Source organism: Vibrio sp. V43_P6S15P86 (assembly GCF_009904725.1).
Taxonomy (GTDB): Bacteria; Pseudomonadota; Gammaproteobacteria; order Enterobacterales; family Vibrionaceae; genus Vibrio; species Vibrio diabolicus.
Window position 1 is genome coordinate 25,128 of sequence record NZ_WXWT01000358.1, and the last position, 16,548, is coordinate 41,675.

A 16,548-nucleotide genomic window follows, 5' to 3' on the forward strand; every position below is an offset into this window, starting at 1 on the left:
CTTACCTGATTATAGATGTCGGTTTATAGCTGAAAACGTATCAACAAAGGGCGATAAAAGTGCTGAGTGAGCCAGCACAAGCTTTTCCAAATTACGCGTTTGTACCAAGGTAAGTGCGCAATATAAACATAGCTAAATTCAATTTCTGGCTGGGCTTTTCGGTTGCGTTTAAAAGCTGGAGCCCCTGAGCTCATATTAAAGCGACGCTGGCATATCATTGCATGGCGGATGGTATAAGCAGATATTCTTCTATACAGCGCAAAACTCTGCGGCTTATTGGTATCGTAGCCAAAAATTGGGCAAGTCATGTCGTTATCAATTTCTACTATGCCTAACGTAGCCAGCATCTCTCCTTGATAAAATAGTCCCACTAAATGCACTAAGTTATTCTGGTTAGCCTGTTTTAAATATTGGGTTGAAAACTGGATGTTATTCCGGCTGTATTTATCAAGGTAAAGCATGTCATATAACGCTTTGGCACGCTGAAACTCTTCATCAGTAGCCAGTGGCTTAAACTGCCAATCTTTATCATTAAACAGCTTGAAGTCTTTCGTTAAATCTCGGTTGAAGCTGAAGGCTTGCCAATCCTCAAGTAAATACACTTGTCGCGTTACTAAGCTTTGCCATTGTTGCTGTTCTAATCGCTGAATTAAGTGTGAGTGCTGAAGTTGGTTGAGGGAGCGAAGCACCAAGGGAAAGGTGGGGTATTGATCGAGTGCCACGCGACGCAGTTCATCAAGGTTTAAGGATTCCCATTGTTCGCTATACATATTGGTGGACAAGCACTGATTGTTGAGCGTTTGGACTTGATCCAATCCAGCTAATGATAAGATTGGTTTAGTCATATTAATAAGTAGCTTACATACCCATCGAACAGCCACATTTTTGACTTTGTGAAGCTCTTCTTCGGCGTAGCCACTAAGCAGTGTCATAGGGGACACGGCATAACAGTTGTTTGGTATTTTTGGTGTTACGGAGTAGGGAATGGCAACATCATCGATATAGTAGCAACCAAAGCTTGCTGTGCATTCATCAATAAGATTCGACTGCATAAGAGTGATAAAGGTTTTATGCCATTCTTGAGAGGAAAGTGTCATGATGGCAACGCTTCTCCATTCCACTCAATATCAACGGTAGAAGCGGCGCTCCATTTTGCCTTGTTCTGCCTAGCTAACCGGAGTAATTCAAACACACTCCGGATTTGGCTCCCTACCGGCAAGTTATGCTGTTGCATTACATTCACTCCAGACCACCAATCTTGCCAAGTTCGAGCCTTAAATAGGGATAATCCACCTTCAGCGATGAGTGTTATTGGACCTAAATGATGCAATCGCTGCTTGGAAGGACTGGTAAACTCCATATTAGGAAGCAGTTGATTGCATCGAGATGAGAGTAGGTGCAAACCACTTGTGGCTCTTGGGTTGCATTCAATCACGTAGAGATCATTTTGTGATTGGATGAAGTCAAACGACACCTGCCCATGATAAGTATGACGCTCACCAAAAGCTGCGATAAATGTATCTAGTCGTTCGCATGAGAGTGGCTGAAAAGCACTGGCGGCCGATCCGTTTACACAGTATTTCGGCACATAAGCTTGGTGTGCTTTAAGGTCACCATGTTCAAAAATCGCATAGTTACACACCGGAGTCCCATGGATTTTTTGTTGCTGAACCCAAGGATAAAGTGGCGATATCGTGACGGCAGAAATAGACTGAGTTGCCACATCTCTTATTACTTGCCCGCCAAACCGAGAGTAAACTGGTTTTAGAACGGTTCTTTCATTAGTTTCAACCTCACTTTTATCAGCGACCAAACGAGTTTTTGGAAGTGTAATTTCTGGCAAGCCTTGAAGCTGTTCAAAGACGGTCAACTTGTTGTGTAGGGCATTGAGCAGCGCCATATCGGGCAGAAAGAAATTCACATCTGGGCATTGTTTGTCAACATGAGCCAAGTAATACACTTCTTCACAAGTGGGTATCACCATATCAATGTGCATCTGAGTAATGATTTTTAGGATCTGCTGTTGGTAGGTGGGAAATGCAAATCGAGGTGAAGCGGTGGGTATATAAGACTCGATGCCCCGCAAAAATGATCCCAGAGGCTTTTTTAGCGAATCGGTGAGAATTACTTCATGCCCATGATGCATACACATGGTTGCCCACTCTAGTGCAACTGGTGCTCGGGCTCCGGTGATTAAGACCCGCATATGTTCACCACACGTCGTTGTTTATTCATTGGCGTCCAAATAGGCGCAGGGCGGTAACTAAATCTGACAGGATCAAGCCGTAATTGGTCAAACAACTTTATCAAGGCTTGATGTATAACCCTATGGTGGTGAACATCCGCTTCAATTTGAATGGCTTGTGACCCTGTTTGGGTGATTCGGTAATCCACGCGACTTTGGGCGGATAGTGTTATAGCGCGGTAGATGAGATCTGGTAACACCGTCACTGGGACGTGGTTTGCGTTTAGCGTGAGGCGATCACCACATCGTCCGGCAATCGCGCCAAGAGGTTCAAATACGCCATTATCCTGTTTATTCTCAATAATATCGTCGAGCTGATAACGAATAATGGGCTGAGTTTTACGACGAAAATCGGTAATAATTGGGCTGTAATGAGTACGTTCGGTATTCAGCCAATGTTTTTCGATGTAAACAACATCTTGATTCCAGCGCATTTGTCCATGCTGATCCGTACATGCAAGAAAACCTTCAGTACATTGATAGACTTCATGGAGTTCGCTGTCGAACCGTTGAGAAATAAAGTGACGGTCACTCTCGGTTAGGACTTCTGCACCAGAAATGATCCGCTGTGGTTGAATTGCGGGTTGACCAAATTGACCGCTGAACTGGGCGCAGAGCTGAAGAGCTTGCGCACTACCAACCAAAAGCGTGGGTTGGAACTCATCTAGCTCTTTTATCCATTCTTGGTAAGGTTTGGTTAAATCGGCATAAAAGAATGTGACAGGCCCTTTCGCGACGGATTTATACAGTGGGCTGTTGGCGCGCAAGGCTAGAGCAATTCGGTGTTTTTGCCATAGGTTGGGCAACAGGCGAGCCAATATATTGCCAGCCCATAGTTGCGTTTCCTGTTTGTCAGCAAGAAACAACCCGCGCATGCCTGATGTGCCCGAAGAAAGTCCAACCGTAACATCGCCAACTTTCGAAGCGGCGAAGTTGCGTGACTGTTCTGCTTCGAGTGCTTGTTGCATTAGCTGTTCAGCATCTAAGCCCTTCGTATTTAACTCTGAAAGGTTCTCCATCATGGTTTGCTTATTCATGATAGGGAAATCACTGAGTGGTGCACCTTGAAAAGAGCGGTAATACGGTGAACGACAGCATACCCAATCCAGGTGTTGCGTTAAATGTTGTTGCTGCCACGCTTCGACTTGTTCCCTTGAACCGAAAGTGCGGTAGCGGGTTCGCCAGAATTCTGAGATAAGCGTTCTCACTTCATCCATCCTTCTTTGATTAGCTGTTGGATAGTTTCCTGACAATGTGAAGGTACGAAGCGAACAACGTGGCGGGTTTGTTGGTAGCAACTTCTCAACTCAGAGAGGGTGTTTTTATAGGCTTTTGTATCATCGCAAAGCATGTTCGCCAGCCAATGCTGATCGATATTTTCACTCAAGCTCTCGATTAACCAGCATGCATCGGCGAGTAAGAACAGCCAACTTTGGTCTCTTTTAACCAGCAAGCCCACTTGGCCAGCTGCATGGCCTGGCAAGCTAACCATATAAATAAGTCCATCGTCGAACATGTCTTTACAGAGCAAGTTAACCCCTTGGCACTGAGGAAGAATTTGGCTGATTGGCACAGAAAAATCACCATGAATGATGAAGTTAGATTCAAGCTGTGGAGGGAGTAGAGCTTTTAGGTAGCCTTTTCTTACGCCTCCAATTCGACCACTTTTAGTTATCGCATCTACCCCTTTTTGTTGGCAATGCAATTGAGAGTGAGAAAACTCAGACACGGCGGCAATGTGATCAGCGTGAAAGTGGGAGAGCACTAAATGCTCAATATCATGAGGTTTGAGATTTTCTTTTGCTAACTGCGCAACAATCCCATGTTCTTGTTGATAGCGGCAAGGTGTTGTCCAAGCATAAAAACGTTCAGGGAAGGAACGAGTCGCGCTAAAAAAGTGCTCGTGATATCCCGTATCAAACAGGATGTTGCCTTGTGTCGGGTGTTGAATTAACGCAACGGCTGCCGGAAATGCTCTAGGCTTGATACCAGAGCCTGGTTTGACAACAAAGCCTGGGTGTACGCAGTGTCCAGCCTCAAAGATTTTTATTTTTAGACCAGTTTGCATACTGCTGTATTCCTTCTTGAATTGAAAAAAGCGGTTGGTAATTCAGGTTTTTTATCGCCTTGCTGATATCCAGAGTTTGATGATAGTTAAACAATCCTGCGCTGTATGAAGTGAGCCTTGGCTCTGGCTGATGTGGTAAGCGCCTTCGTATTTGCTCACTGAGCTTTAATAATGGTGATACCACACCGTATGGTAGTGATTGTAACGTTACTTTTAGGTTCAACCCCACACATAAAGCTTGCAGTACAGTCTCAATTGGCATTGGTTCGTTGTTGGATATATTGAAGACATCACCATGCTGAAGTCGGTCTGCCTGAGTGCAAGCGAGCATCGCCGCATGGGCAACGTTGTCGACATAAGTTAGATCAACCACTGGGTTTCTACCCGATGGCAGAAGCAGAGTGTTGTTTTTTATCGCCTTAAGCACTCTTGGGATAATCGCGCGATCGTTGGGGCCAAAAATGCCACGCGGTCTTAAAATGATCGCTTTGCTTTGGCCTTTTACGGCTTCAAGTTCAGATAGGTATTTGGTGTGTGCGTAATCATTACACCAGTGTGAAGCAATGGCGTCGGTTTCTCGAATATTCCAACGGTCTTGATGGTCAAAATAGACGCTGGTGGAGGAAATATGGATAAAGCGCGAGATTTGATGCGAATTAGCCGCACTGACGAGGTTTTTGGTGGCATCTACATTGGCTTGATAAAACGCTTCCCACTTGCCCCATGGGCTTGAGAGAGCGGCACAATGGATGATTGCATCCATGCCTTGGCATGCCGCATGAACAGCAGAGTGGTCTCTCAAATCGACTAAATGTGGGATTACATCGAATTGCTCAGTGAGTTGTTTGGCGATGACTGTATTTCGTGCTGTAAAATGCAGTTCATGTTGCTGGTGAAACATTCTTAGAATTGCGCTACCCAACATCCCACTGCCGCCAGTGACTAATATTTTCATAGTTTTAGCACTCCCATCCCTAGTGACAACCCTGCGGCGGTGCCAGCTAATAACACATGTTTTCCTGCTGTTTCTGGCTGATTACGCAGCCAGTGTAAGTTAATTGGGAGTGAGGCGGCGACTTGGTTTCCCAAAGTCGAAAAGTGATTAACGGTTTTCTCGGTTGGTAACCCGGTGAGTGATGGCAGTTTTTTTAACCCGTGCGCACTGGCTTGATGCGGAAGAAAATAATCAATATCGCCGAGTGTTACCGGAGAGGCGTCAAAGCCTTTTTTTAGAAACGCCGGTAAGGTTTTACGCACATGTTTAAAGAGTGCTTTGCCCTCCATCTCAAACTGGCAGCTTTTTAAATAAGCTTGATGCTCTGAGGTGTGAGGGTTGACATGACTACCTCCGCCCTTAATTTGACAAAATGAATACCCGGTATGATGCGTTTCAAAGTGACTGGTGAGTAATCCATCACCGTTTTGTTCTTCGAGCAAAAACGCGGCGGCACCGTCGGCGAATAAGGTTGCAACTTCTGGTTTGAGCGTAAAATTTCGATTCAGTGTGATGCCAGTGGCGAGCTCACTGGTAACAATGAGAATCCGACGGTATCGTTTTGCGAAGAATAGACTCTGAGCAAGATCAAGCGCAGAGAGAAATGATAAGCAGGTGCTGTTCAAATCAAAGCTTTCTAGCCATGTTGGAGCGTCTAACGCGGCGAGAACCGCTGAAGCGTCGTAGGGCAGAGACTGGTGGTGAGTGCCGCTGGCGTAGATAAGGAGATCAACGGAGCCCAAGGTATGTATGTTTCCTAAACACTGCTCTACCGCCTGCACCGCCATATAAATAGCGGTCTCTTTTGTATTGGCTACATGACGATATTCAACGTCGAATTTATTTCGGCAGGTCCCTGGCGCTAATTTTAGGAAGCGATCCATCTCTCGATCTGACCATTGATTCGTTGGCAGGTAGCTTCCACTGGAAACGATGTTAAAGCCCATTATTCTCTATACATTTATTAAAAACGTCGTTCAAAATAAACCACGTTGCATATTGAAGCTATGGCGAGCGAGATGAAAAATAAACAGAACAAAACAAATGGGAGTAAGAGCACGCTTTGGGTGCAATGCTGAAAGTGAATTTTCAGTAATGAGCCAGGCTTTGATTTGCTGGCTCAATATGAATAGAGTGAGGGTTACTTCTTAAATTTAGCCAAAATACGATCTAAATGGTTCGCAAATTCGCGGCGATCGGTTTGGGAAAGCGCAGCGGGACCACCAGTCTGAATTCCACTTGAACGCATGGTTTCCATGAAGTCGCGGATATTTAGACGCGCTTTGATGGTGTCTTTCGTATAAAGCTCGCCACGTGAACTGAGGGCTTGAGCGCCTTTAGAGATGACCTCATCTGCAAGCGGAATATCTGATGTGATCACCAAATCGTTGGCCTCCACACGCTTAACGATTTCGTTGTCAGCGATGTCAAATCCAGCTGGAACTTGCAGCGAGTGGATGTTGTCTCTTTTGGGCACCGGGACAACGTGGTTGGCGACAAACGTACATTCAATCCCCGTGCGTTCGGCGGCGCGCACAATGGTTTCGCGGATGACTTTCGGACATGCGTCTGCATCTACCCATAACTTCATGATGACTTCTCACTTAGCTTGGCTTCTAGCTCTTCAATACGAGCCACTAATTTTTTCACCGTGCTTTCTAGCGCTGCAAGACGATCATTATCGGTGTGCGCTTGTGCTGCGACTTCAACCTTGGGAACACGCTGAGCACTTTTCCAACTTTTTATTGCGGTGATTAATGCAGGCATTGGGACGGGCGTTTTCAAGCGTGCTTTCACTAACGCTACGGTTGGTTCTTTTCCTTGTTGTTGCAGTTGTTCCATTACCGCTTCTAATTCTTTAGTAACGTCTTGAGTTAACATTTTTAATCCTTAACAACGATATATCTATCATCATACGTTGAGTCCCCTAATTTGGCGAATAGCAATTTGGAATGTGTGGTGTGAGAGATCTCTTACATGGGTTGTGAGAGAAAACGATTTCGTGAGCGGAAAAATAGAAATTACAATCATCAACTTATTGATAAATAATGATTTAACAACTATTTAACCAATGTGGTGTATAAATATTTATCTAAGATAGATTGTCAATTTTTAGGAAAGGCGTAAATTGAGAGTTGTCAGCAGGAAGCAGACATGGAACAGGAAAGCACCAAGGATTTGGTTATCGTCAGGAAGACGATTTGGTTGGTCAGGATGATTAATCAAGCATGGAGCGTAGGACATTGTAAGGACACTATCATTAATAGGATGTTGATGACTAAGGATAGACAATGGACCCCTCTAGGATAGAGGTTATGGACAGCGTCAGGAAGATGCAAGGGACACCGCTCAAGGAACAAGTGATGTGTGCTAACGGGGAATGTTAGTTATCAGGATGATAAGGACACCGCTAGGACGGCGACGTAAGGAATAAGCTGACGGAATCAGCCACTATTATGGATGATGCATGGAGCACTTTTAGTAGCCGGACTGCTGCGAGTAAGACCATGACCCCGATACTTATGTGTCGGGGTCTTTCTTATATAAAAAAGATACCTAGTCGTTCTCGTTGAATTAAGCACCTCGAGGTGACTTGGGTATATCAGTATCACAAAATTTATAAATTCCTAATAACACTTAATAAAAAACAATCCAGATCAATATCCTTTCCAATCAGTTGGTTTAACTTTCGGCTTCTCTACAAGGTGTTATGCCCCGCAGTTATTGAGCATATTCAAGCTCATCGAGTTTGCGATCTGCGGATAAATAAAGTTTGTTGTAATCAAGGAACAGATGTGGCCATAGTAACCAGAAGAATGCTTCTTCTACCCTACAATGAGTCGTTGCAACTAGAGTTCGTCATGCTGAATTGCTGTGCGAAAAACCGTGCTGAAATGAACGGTCCGTATACTGTCGCGTCTGCCAAACAGATGTTTGAGAAAATACTGGATGATGAAAATATTTATAGTATGGCGGTGCTAGAGAGCACCAGTCGTGACTATATGGGGCACGTGTTCATTTCCCATCTCGATTCCGAGCCTGAGTTAGGGTTTATTTTTGATAAATCTTATTGGGGTAAAGGGTTAGCGACAGAAGCTCTAAAAGCGTTTTTCCCTAAGGCGTGCCGTGAGCTGGGGCTACATAAGGTGAAAGCTAATGTGAATAGCAACCATCAAGCTTCTATGGCGGTGCTGAAAAAACTGGGATTTGTTGAAACAAAAGAAAGTAAGGATCTATATGGTCCTTACTTTGAAATGGAATTTACAAGCGATGCGGTGGTAGGTGAAAGTTCTGCGGCCTGAAACCGACCATGGTTAACTCCCCTTGGTAGCAATCGTCACCAAGAGATGAAAACTCAAATTGATACACCGTATGCCAACGCCAGACTCCGTCTGGCGTTTTTAGTTTGTGGGCACCAAAGGCGATGCTGATTAATTGGAGATCCAATTGCTCACATTTACGCGTGATTGCCACTTTTGCGAGTTCGGCTTGACGACGTTGTTGCCAAAACAGATAACAGAAAAAGCATAGCCCTAAAATTGCTAAAAGATCACCAATCATCCCTGAACCTTTATTATCCCTTTGTTGCTTGTTGTAAGCTTACTAGCGCGTTTGCTAGTTCTTCAGATGGATTTGAATGTAGCAAGGGCAATAGCACCATTCTTAACTCTGGTAGCATCACTAAATCGGCAAATAACTGATTAAATAGGGCTTGATTACCGGTTTGAGCTAAACGCAGCAAAAACTGTTCTGCTACCTTTTCATTGGCTAGTAAGTGCCAAGCTCGGCCAGCCACGCCAATCAGTACTTCCTGATGGCTTAAACGAGGGCTTTGTAAAATCGCTTCTAACACTGGAGAGGCAATGGCTGTTGGTGCGCCAGCCAAAGCTCGGATAAGTGCTGAAAGTAGGAAGAGATCCGGTTCGCTACTTGCGATTTCTTGTTGTGCTTTGTCGGCGATACGCTCAGCTAAACGCTCTTGTAACTCTACATGCTCAAGCGCACCCAACAGAGCATAAAGTGGTTCATTCGGTAGGTGGTTCAATGCTTTGCGTATCATTACCCCGTTTTGCTCCTTGTCCAAACGAGCGGCCATGTCGGTGATTCCTTGCAGACCTACGGTTTGCCAATTATCCCAACCTAAACCACCTGAAAAGTAATGCTGAGTGTGCTCATAATATTGGCTGGTAGGAAGATCGAGATTCGCGCGGACCTGGCTATGGAACACGGCCATTTTGTCTTCGGAAGGTTTGAACGTATATGGGTTATTAGACAGCTTTTGCTGTTGCTCTTCAGTGATATCATCATTGAGGCGTGTTCCCATGGCTTCCACTACGTATTTAATGAAATTGCCGATATCCGCTTGCTTTAACAAACCGCGCTCGTCCAATTCAAACTTTAGAAACCAAATCCAAGGTTGCTTTTGTTCATTCCAATAAGCGATGGCAAGGTGTGCTTTACGCTGCATTGGGAATGGGTACGGTGCTTGACCTTTTTCTACATCGGCAAACTCTTTCTTAGCGATGGTTTTGATACGACGACCAAGATCGAAGATTTGATAATCACAGTGGCTGTTGTTCAACAGTTGAGTGAGGGTTTGAATGTTTTCCATTAAATACGACGTCCTAACGTTCTTTTCACAAGAAATGGTATCATTCTCGGCTAATTCAAGGTTCGAGATAGAATTAATGGTAACAAATACTCAATTGGTCGACTTACTTCACCAACTTGAAGCGCAGCTCAAACAACATAAGTTGTGGCAACACACTAGGCCTTCAGAGCAAGCCTTACAAAGCGTGGAGCCATTTGCGATTGATACATTGCATCCTCATGAGTGGTTGCAGTGGATCTTTATAGACAGAATGCACGTGCTAGTGGAAAACAACCAACCATTGCCAAGAGGGTTTTCTCTCGAGCCCTATTTTTCAGAAGCGTGGAAGCAGGAACCGCAGTTCGCAGAGCTGCTTGTTACAATCCGAACCATTGACGAACTGTGTAAGTAAACGAATGCTAGAACAAGAAATAGCGCGATCTTCAGAACCAGTTGAGCTGGAGATCGTTTATCAGGATGAATATTTTGTAGCGGTCAACAAGCCTGCAGGCATGTTAGTACATCGCAGTTGGTTAGATAAACACGAAACTCAGTTTGTCATGCAAACTTTGCGCGACCAAATTGGCCTGCATGTGTTCCCATTGCATCGTCTGGATCGTCCAACATCTGGTGTGCTCGTGTTTGCGTTGTCGAGTGAAGTCGCATCACAAGTCATGCCGATGTTTGCTGAACATAAAATGGAAAAGACATACCACGCAATAGTACGCGGTTGGATTGAGGAAGAGGGCATCTTGGATTACGCACTCAAAGTCGAGTTAGACAAGATTGCTGATAAGTTCGCTTCACAAGAAAAAGAAGCGCAAGAAGCGGTGACGGAATATAAACCGTTGGCTAAAGTGGAAGTTCCCTATTCGACGGGTAAATTTCCTACAACGCGTTATTGCTTAGTTGAGATGAAACCTAAAACGGGGCGTAAGCACCAACTTCGTCGTCATATGGCGCATCTACGCCATCCGATCGTGGGTGATACAACGCACGGAGATGGCAAGCACAACAAGCTATATCGCACAGAGTTTGATGCTCACCGCTTGCTACTGCATGCTTCAGAGTTACGGTTCGTCCATCCATTTACCGATCAAGAGATTGTCATGACGGCCAATCTTGATGAAACTTGGCAGCAATTGTTTACTCGATTTGAGTGGGATGAATCAATGATCAACCGATAATGGGATTAGTTAGATCTAGATAATGATTGGGTACAAATAAAAAGGGTTAGCATCAATGCTAACCCTTTTTTAGTATTTAAGACTTAACGTTTTACTTGAGTTTTTCGAGATCTGCTTCGATCTCTGCGATCTTGCTCGAAACGACTTTTTCTAAATGACGAAGGTCTGAAAGAATTTTCTCTTTTACATCAACCTCAGGTTGTTTCGTTGGCTTAGTAATTTTATTCAGTTCATCAATGACCAATGTGAGGTTACGGTTGATTTCCGTTACTTCTTTATATTTGTGACTGCCACTGTCCACAAGAACATTTTTGATTTGGCGCGGGTATTTGAATTTAACGCTTTTGGCGAACAGCTCGCCTTTTTGCTTGTGGAAATAGATCTTGAGCACGTCTTTGTGTGCTTCTTGGCGTAGGGAATAACGTTCAATCTGCTTAGGGTCGTGAATACCCAAACCAGTGAGGTGGGGATACATAGGCTACCTCTATTACATCGAATTGATATTGATATAACTGTAGCAGCCTATGTATGAGCTAGATAGCTGATATTTAGCCAAAATGCTTAACTTGTGGGCAAGATCGCTCTCGCCCTGAACCGAAAAGATTGGCAGGTTTGATCTAAGCTGCGACCTCATCAGATAACTTTTCGATCAATCTCTCTCTTAGCTCATCTTGCTGTTCTTCACTTAATCTTCCCCCTGCATCACTGGTTAAAATAAACAAGTCTTCTGCTCGCTCACCAATGGTGGTGATTTTTGCACCATGAAGGTTGATATTCAAATCAGCAAACGTACGGCCTACTTTGGCCAACAGCCCTGGTGTGTCTAGCGCGACAAACTCCATCAACGTGTGTTTTTTACCTTTGGTTGGTAAGAAGTCGACTTTGGTTTTCACATTAAAGTGCTGAAGTTTGTTCGGAGTACGGCGTGTTTTAATCTTGGTTGGTCGGCCCGCCTCTAGTACATGGGTGAGGTGCTTAATCACCGCGGCGTGACGAGACTCATCAATCGCTTCGCCATGTTGATCGAGCACCATAAAGGTATCAATCACGTGCCCATCTTTGCTGGTCATGATTTGCGCGTCGTGTACATTAAAATTACGCCTATCTAACTCCGCCACGACCGTCGCAAATAAAGCTGGCTGGTCTTTCGTATATACAAACACCTCAGTGCCGCCACGAGTGGCTTTTTTACTGATCAACACCAAAGGCTTAGTCGGATCTTCCATGCGAAGTAAGTGTTCGCAGTGCCACGCGATTTGCGTATGAGTATGACGAAGGAAATAGTCAGCTTTAAAGCGCTGCCACAATACTTCAATTTCGCGCGCGGCAAAGCCCTCTTTACGTAGCATTGCGGAGGCCATTTGTTGATTGTGGCGAATTCGCTCACGCACATCGACAGGATTCTCTAACCCTCTACGTAAAGCACGTTGTGTGGAGTAATACAGCTCTGCCAGTAAGGTTCGTTTCCAAGCATTCCAAAGTTCTGGGTTGGTTGCACAAATATCTGCAACTGTCAGGCACACAAGATAATCGAGAGATTCTTCGTCTCTGACTTTTTTGGCAAATTCGGTAATCACATCGGGATCATAAATGTCTCGGCGCTGTGCGGTGACGGACATTAATAGATGATGCCTTACCAACCAAGCGACAAGTTTGGCCTCGGGCTTTGATAAGCCATGCTCAATACAAAAGTCGTAAGCCTCACCTTCGCCTATAACAGAGTGATCGCCGCCACGTCCTTTACCGATATCGTGGAAAATAGCGGCAATAATCAGCAGTTCTTTCTTTTGCATCCGTGGGTAGACGTCACAACAAATAGGGTGCTTCGCATGATTGTCTGGGTCACTAAAGGTATTAATGTGTTTCAGTAAGCGAATACTGTGCTCATCAACCGTGTAGGCGTGGAATAAGTCAAACTGCATTTGACCAACAATTTGGCTCCATTGCGGTAAATAGGCCGCCATAACCCCTAATCGGTGCATCAGGCTGAATGCTTTATGCAGAGCATTAGGGTGACGACATAACGCCATGAACTTTTCACGCGCAGCAGGAATAGTGTGCAAAAATTTGTTGAGTCGACGGCGCGCGGTGCGCAGCTGACGTAGTGTTGGTGGGCTCACCCCTTCAATGGTTGAGTCGTTCGCGATATGTAAGAACATATCCAGAATAGTTTCTGGGCGAGCTTGAAATAATGCGGGTTTCCGCGCTTCAATCAAAGAGCCACGACGTTGGAAGTCGGCATCGAGAATCTCGGCACTTTCTGTCGCACCACCATTAATGATCGCTTGATCAAAAAGTTTGAGTAGCATTTTATTGAGCTCTGCCACACGACGAAGTGTGCGATAGAACTCTTTCATCATCATTTCTACGCCTCGGTTGCCTTCACCGACGTAGCCTAGGTTTTCCGCAACTTGTGCTTGATGGGCAAAGGTCAAGCGGTTGTCATAGCGGCGAAGCTCCATGTGTAGAGCAAAACGCACTCGCCAAAGGAAGTCCTGACATTCAACCAATTCTCGGTATTCTGCGTCAGTTAAAAATCCGTATCGGCTCATTTCCAACAATGACGTGGCACCAAAGTGACGTCGGGCGACCCAGCTTAATGTATGAATATCGCGCAGCCCGCCAGGGGTCGACTTAATGTCTGGTTCTAAGTTGTAGGTCGTATCGTGGTAACGCGCATGGCGTTCGCGCTGCTCTTGAATTTTCGCGCGGTAAAACGTTTCACTTGGCCAAAAGGAGTCTGATAACACGACTTTCTTCAGTGCCTGAAAGGTATCCTCGCTGCCACACAGTAGACGCGCTTCTTGAAGGTTTGTCGCGACGGTCAGATCGGCTTTACCAATTTCCGCACATTCGTTAACGGTGCGAACAGCGTGTCCGACCTCGAGTTTTAAATCCCACAACAGCGTAATGAATTCGCTGATTTTTGCTTCTAGCGCGGTCGGCAGCTTATTGTTCGACAGAATCAAAATATCGATATCGGAGAGCGGATGCAGCTCGCCACGCCCATAGCCACCCACGGCAACTAGAGAAATGTTGTAAATATCTTTGAAGCCAAAATGTTGCCACAAACGATTCAGAAGCAGATCCATGTATTCTGCCCTGGCTAAAACCAAGCTTGTTACCGGATGATGATTGAGAAACTCTTGGTTTTGATCGGAGCTAAATTTCTCTAACTCTTGTTTGAGCTCTCCGATATTGATTTGTTCATCGGAAAAGGTAAGAGGGGACTGAAGTGTCATATTTGCCATCCGTGCAAGCTAATCTAGTTACAATCTAACAAATTTGTGGCAGATAAAAAATATCCCCGCCGAAGCAGGGATATAGTAAACAACGAGTGGTCGTCAGCTTTACGCGTTTTTCATTAGGCGAGGAATCGTATCGTCGCTACGAAGCGTCAGTACTTCACAACCTTCTTTTGTTACAACAATGGTATGTTCCCATTGAGCAGAGTGCTTGCCGTCGCCTGTGTAAACGGTCCAATCGTCTTGAGCGTCAACAGAGCAACCAAATTTACCTGCGTTAATCATCGGCTCAATAGTAAAGCACATGCCTTCTTTTAGTACGCGGCGGTCTTTGTTCTTGTAATGAACCACTTGTGGTTCTTCATGGAACTCATCGCCGATACCGTGGCCACAGAAGTCTTTCACAATAGAAAACTTGTTGCGAGGGTTGTTTTTGTTGTTCTCTTTGATGTATTTCTCGATAGCTGTACCGATGTCACCAACTGTTGAACCTGGCTTTACGGTACGCATACCAACATACAGTGCTTCTTGAGCAACCATGCATAGACGTTTGTTTGCAGGTGAAACATCACCGACTAGGAACATCTTAGAAGTGTCACCATGGTAACCTTGAGGACGCACGCTCAGGTCCGCATTTTCGTCATTTGGAACGATTACGGTAATATCAACGTTTAAGATGTCACCATCTTTTAGTACCGCTGGCTTCATTTGACCGTTGCTACCGATTTCGTCTTTTTCTGCTGGAATACCGTGGCATACGATATGGTTGATTGAAGTACAAATCGACTTAGGGAAACCATGGTAATCAAGCGGAGCAGAGTATGCGCCTTTTTCTAGAGCGTACTCATGACAGATTTTGTTCAACTCTTCTGTCGTCACACCAACTTTGATGTGAGGTTCGATCATTTCTAGAATCTCTGCGGCCAGCTTGCCCGCAATGCGCATGCGTTCTATTTCTTCAGCAGTTTTAATCTTGATTGACATTGGCTTTCTCTACTTATTCCTAAGCACGTAAACGTGCGAATGGCCGCATTCTATCAGACATCGGGGCGTTAACCCAAGTTAGATAGGAATATGCATCATTCTTAATTCGATCGTATGTTTAAAGTTTTGCTTATAAATAGGAGAAAGTGGCACGGTGAAGAAATAATTTTTACTAGCCACAGTGAGCTAAAATATGGTATAAAGCGCGCCGGAATAGAGGATTGTTCTCTTCGTTTAGCAAAGCTAAGCGGCGAAGCAAGCTTCATCCGAATAACCTTTTATCTTTAAATCACACACATTCCGTCACATATTCCGGGGTGCTGAGCAGAAGCTTGGTCGGAGTTATGGGGAATGTGGAGGCCTAACCCCATAGAGGAATTTAAAATGGCAACTGTATCAATGCGCGATATGCTAAAAGCTGGTGTTCACTTCGGTCACCAGACTCGTTACTGGAACCCAAAAATGAAGCCATTCATCTTTGGCGCTCGTAACAAAGTTCATATCATCAACCTAGAAAAAACTGTACCAATGTTCAACGACGCTCTAGCTGAACTAGCTAAAGTTGGCGAGAAGAAAGGTAAAGTTCTATTCGTAGGTACTAAGCGCGCTGCATCTGAAGCTGTTAAAGAAGCTGCAATCGCAAGCAACCAGTTTTACGTAAACAACCGCTGGTTAGGCGGTATGCTTACAAACTACAAAACAGTTCGTCAGTCTATCAAGCGTCTAAAAGATCTAGAGACTCAATCTCAAGACGGTACTTTTGACAAACTAACTAAGAAAGAAGCTCTAATGCGTACTCGCGAAATGGAGAAGCTAGAGAAATCTCTTGGTGGTATCAAAGACATGGGCGGCCTACCAGACGCTCTATTCGTAATCGACGCTGATCACGAACATATTGCAATTAAAGAAGCTAACAACCTAGGTATTCCAGTATACGCTGTGGTAGATACTAACTCTAACCCAGACGGCGTTGACTACGTAATCCCAGGTAACGACGACGCGATCCGCGCTGTACAGCTATACCTGAACGCTGCTGCTTCAGCAGTATCTGAAGGTCGTAACAAAGACGTAGCTGCAGTTGCTGAAAAAGACGGTTTCGTAGAAGCTGAATAATAGCGGCTCTGTGTCACACTTGGTCTATGTGAAACCTTTGTGTAGCATAAACTAAGTTATAGTTAGCAATGGGGGCCGACAATGTTAGGCCCCTGTTTTTTACCTTATTTCGAATCAAACG

17 protein-coding genes are annotated in these 16,548 nt (G+C 44.8%); 4 read left to right on the forward strand and 13 right to left on the reverse strand.

Features of this window, described 5'->3' with window-relative positions; translation table 11 throughout:
- Positions 1–23 precede the first annotated feature (23 nt).
- The 8 genes from CAG69_RS16180 to CAG69_RS16215 form a co-directional block, all read right to left on the reverse strand.
- Positions 24–1,097, reverse strand: a complete 1,074-nt coding sequence (locus CAG69_RS16180; RefSeq protein ID WP_161445139.1) for a hypothetical protein — start codon at positions 1,095–1,097, stop codon at positions 24–26.
- Positions 1,094–2,206: an ATP-grasp domain-containing protein gene (locus tag CAG69_RS16185; RefSeq protein ID WP_161445141.1), complete on the reverse strand. Its 1,113-nt coding sequence runs from the start codon at positions 2,204–2,206 to the stop codon at positions 1,094–1,096. Before CAG69_RS16185 ends, CAG69_RS16180 begins: the two co-directional genes overlap by 4 nt.
- Positions 2,194–3,462 carry a F390 synthetase-related protein gene (locus CAG69_RS16190; RefSeq protein ID WP_202600798.1) on the reverse strand — a complete coding sequence of 423 codons (1,269 nt, stop codon included), beginning with the start codon at positions 3,460–3,462 and terminating at the stop codon, positions 2,194–2,196. Before CAG69_RS16190 ends, CAG69_RS16185 begins: the two co-directional genes overlap by 13 nt.
- Entirely contained in the window at positions 3,450–4,313 is an 864-nt protein-coding gene (locus CAG69_RS16195; protein WP_161445145.1) for an MBL fold metallo-hydrolase, read from the reverse strand. The genes CAG69_RS16190 and CAG69_RS16195 overlap by 13 nt, the downstream gene beginning before the upstream one ends.
- Positions 4,282–5,268: an NAD-dependent epimerase/dehydratase family protein gene (locus CAG69_RS16200; RefSeq protein ID WP_161445147.1), complete on the reverse strand. Its 987-nt coding sequence runs from the start codon at positions 5,266–5,268 to the stop codon at positions 4,282–4,284. The genes CAG69_RS16195 and CAG69_RS16200 overlap by 32 nt, the downstream gene beginning before the upstream one ends.
- On the reverse strand, positions 5,265–6,254 hold the full coding sequence (locus CAG69_RS16205) for a ketoacyl-ACP synthase III (protein WP_202600799.1): 990 nt from the start codon (positions 6,252–6,254) through the stop codon (positions 5,265–5,267). Before CAG69_RS16205 ends, CAG69_RS16200 begins: the two co-directional genes overlap by 4 nt.
- Positions 6,255–6,448: 194 nt before the next feature.
- The gene (locus CAG69_RS16210; RefSeq protein ID WP_005380310.1) at positions 6,449–6,898 is read right to left on the reverse strand and encodes a YaiI/YqxD family protein; all 450 of its coding nucleotides are present in this window, start codon (positions 6,896–6,898) and stop codon (positions 6,449–6,451) included.
- On the reverse strand, positions 6,895–7,188 hold the full coding sequence (locus tag CAG69_RS16215; protein WP_012841496.1) for a hypothetical protein: 294 nt from the start codon (positions 7,186–7,188) through the stop codon (positions 6,895–6,897). Before CAG69_RS16215 ends, CAG69_RS16210 begins: the two co-directional genes overlap by 4 nt.
- Before the next feature lie 935 nt (positions 7,189–8,123).
- Here CAG69_RS16215 and CAG69_RS16220 point away from each other — a divergent pair.
- A complete protein-coding gene (locus CAG69_RS16220) occupies positions 8,124–8,609 on the forward strand; it encodes a GNAT family N-acetyltransferase (protein ID WP_080936742.1) in 486 nt (161 codons plus the stop codon).
- On the opposite strand, the gene CAG69_RS16225 is transcribed toward CAG69_RS16220, so the two are convergent.
- A complete protein-coding gene (locus CAG69_RS16225; protein ID WP_012841498.1) occupies positions 8,569–8,868 on the reverse strand; it encodes a DUF3301 domain-containing protein in 300 nt (99 codons plus the stop codon). The two genes, CAG69_RS16220 and CAG69_RS16225, sit on opposite strands and share 41 nt — an antisense overlap.
- Positions 8,869–8,881: 13 nt before the next feature.
- Positions 8,882–9,919 carry a DUF3549 family protein gene (locus tag CAG69_RS16230; RefSeq protein ID WP_161445149.1) on the reverse strand — a complete coding sequence of 346 codons (1,038 nt, stop codon included), beginning with the start codon at positions 9,917–9,919 and terminating at the stop codon, positions 8,882–8,884.
- A gap of 76 nt (positions 9,920–9,995) precedes the next feature.
- Here CAG69_RS16230 and CAG69_RS16235 point away from each other — a divergent pair, with 76 nt between their 5' ends.
- Positions 9,996–10,310 (forward strand): YqcC family protein, encoded by a 315-nt coding sequence (locus CAG69_RS16235; protein ID WP_161445151.1) that lies wholly within the window; start codon positions 9,996–9,998, stop codon positions 10,308–10,310.
- Between the two features lie 4 nt (positions 10,311–10,314).
- Entirely contained in the window at positions 10,315–11,085 is a 771-nt protein-coding gene (gene truC / locus CAG69_RS16240; protein ID WP_161445153.1) for a tRNA pseudouridine(65) synthase TruC, read from the forward strand.
- A 91-nt stretch (positions 11,086–11,176) separates the two neighbouring features.
- Here the strand turns inward: truC and CAG69_RS16245 are convergent, their stop codons facing one another.
- The 3 genes from CAG69_RS16245 to map form a co-directional block, all read right to left on the reverse strand.
- Positions 11,177–11,560, reverse strand: coding sequence for a DUF3461 family protein (locus tag CAG69_RS16245; protein WP_005380322.1), 384 nt, complete (start codon positions 11,558–11,560; stop codon positions 11,177–11,179).
- A 142-nt stretch (positions 11,561–11,702) separates the two neighbouring features.
- Complete coding sequence (glnD, locus tag CAG69_RS16250) at positions 11,703–14,327, reverse strand: bifunctional uridylyltransferase/uridylyl-removing protein GlnD (RefSeq protein ID WP_085344087.1); 2,625 nt, start codon at positions 14,325–14,327, stop codon at positions 11,703–11,705.
- Positions 14,328–14,435: 108 nt separating this feature from the next.
- Entirely contained in the window at positions 14,436–15,314 is an 879-nt protein-coding gene (gene map, locus CAG69_RS16255) for a type I methionyl aminopeptidase (RefSeq protein WP_161445154.1), read from the reverse strand.
- 384 nt (positions 15,315–15,698) lie between these two features.
- Between map and rpsB the strand changes: the two genes are divergently transcribed.
- Positions 15,699–16,427, forward strand: a complete 729-nt coding sequence (rpsB, locus tag CAG69_RS16260) for a 30S ribosomal protein S2 (RefSeq protein WP_012841501.1) — start codon at positions 15,699–15,701, stop codon at positions 16,425–16,427.
- Positions 16,428–16,548: the final 121 nt, after the last annotated feature.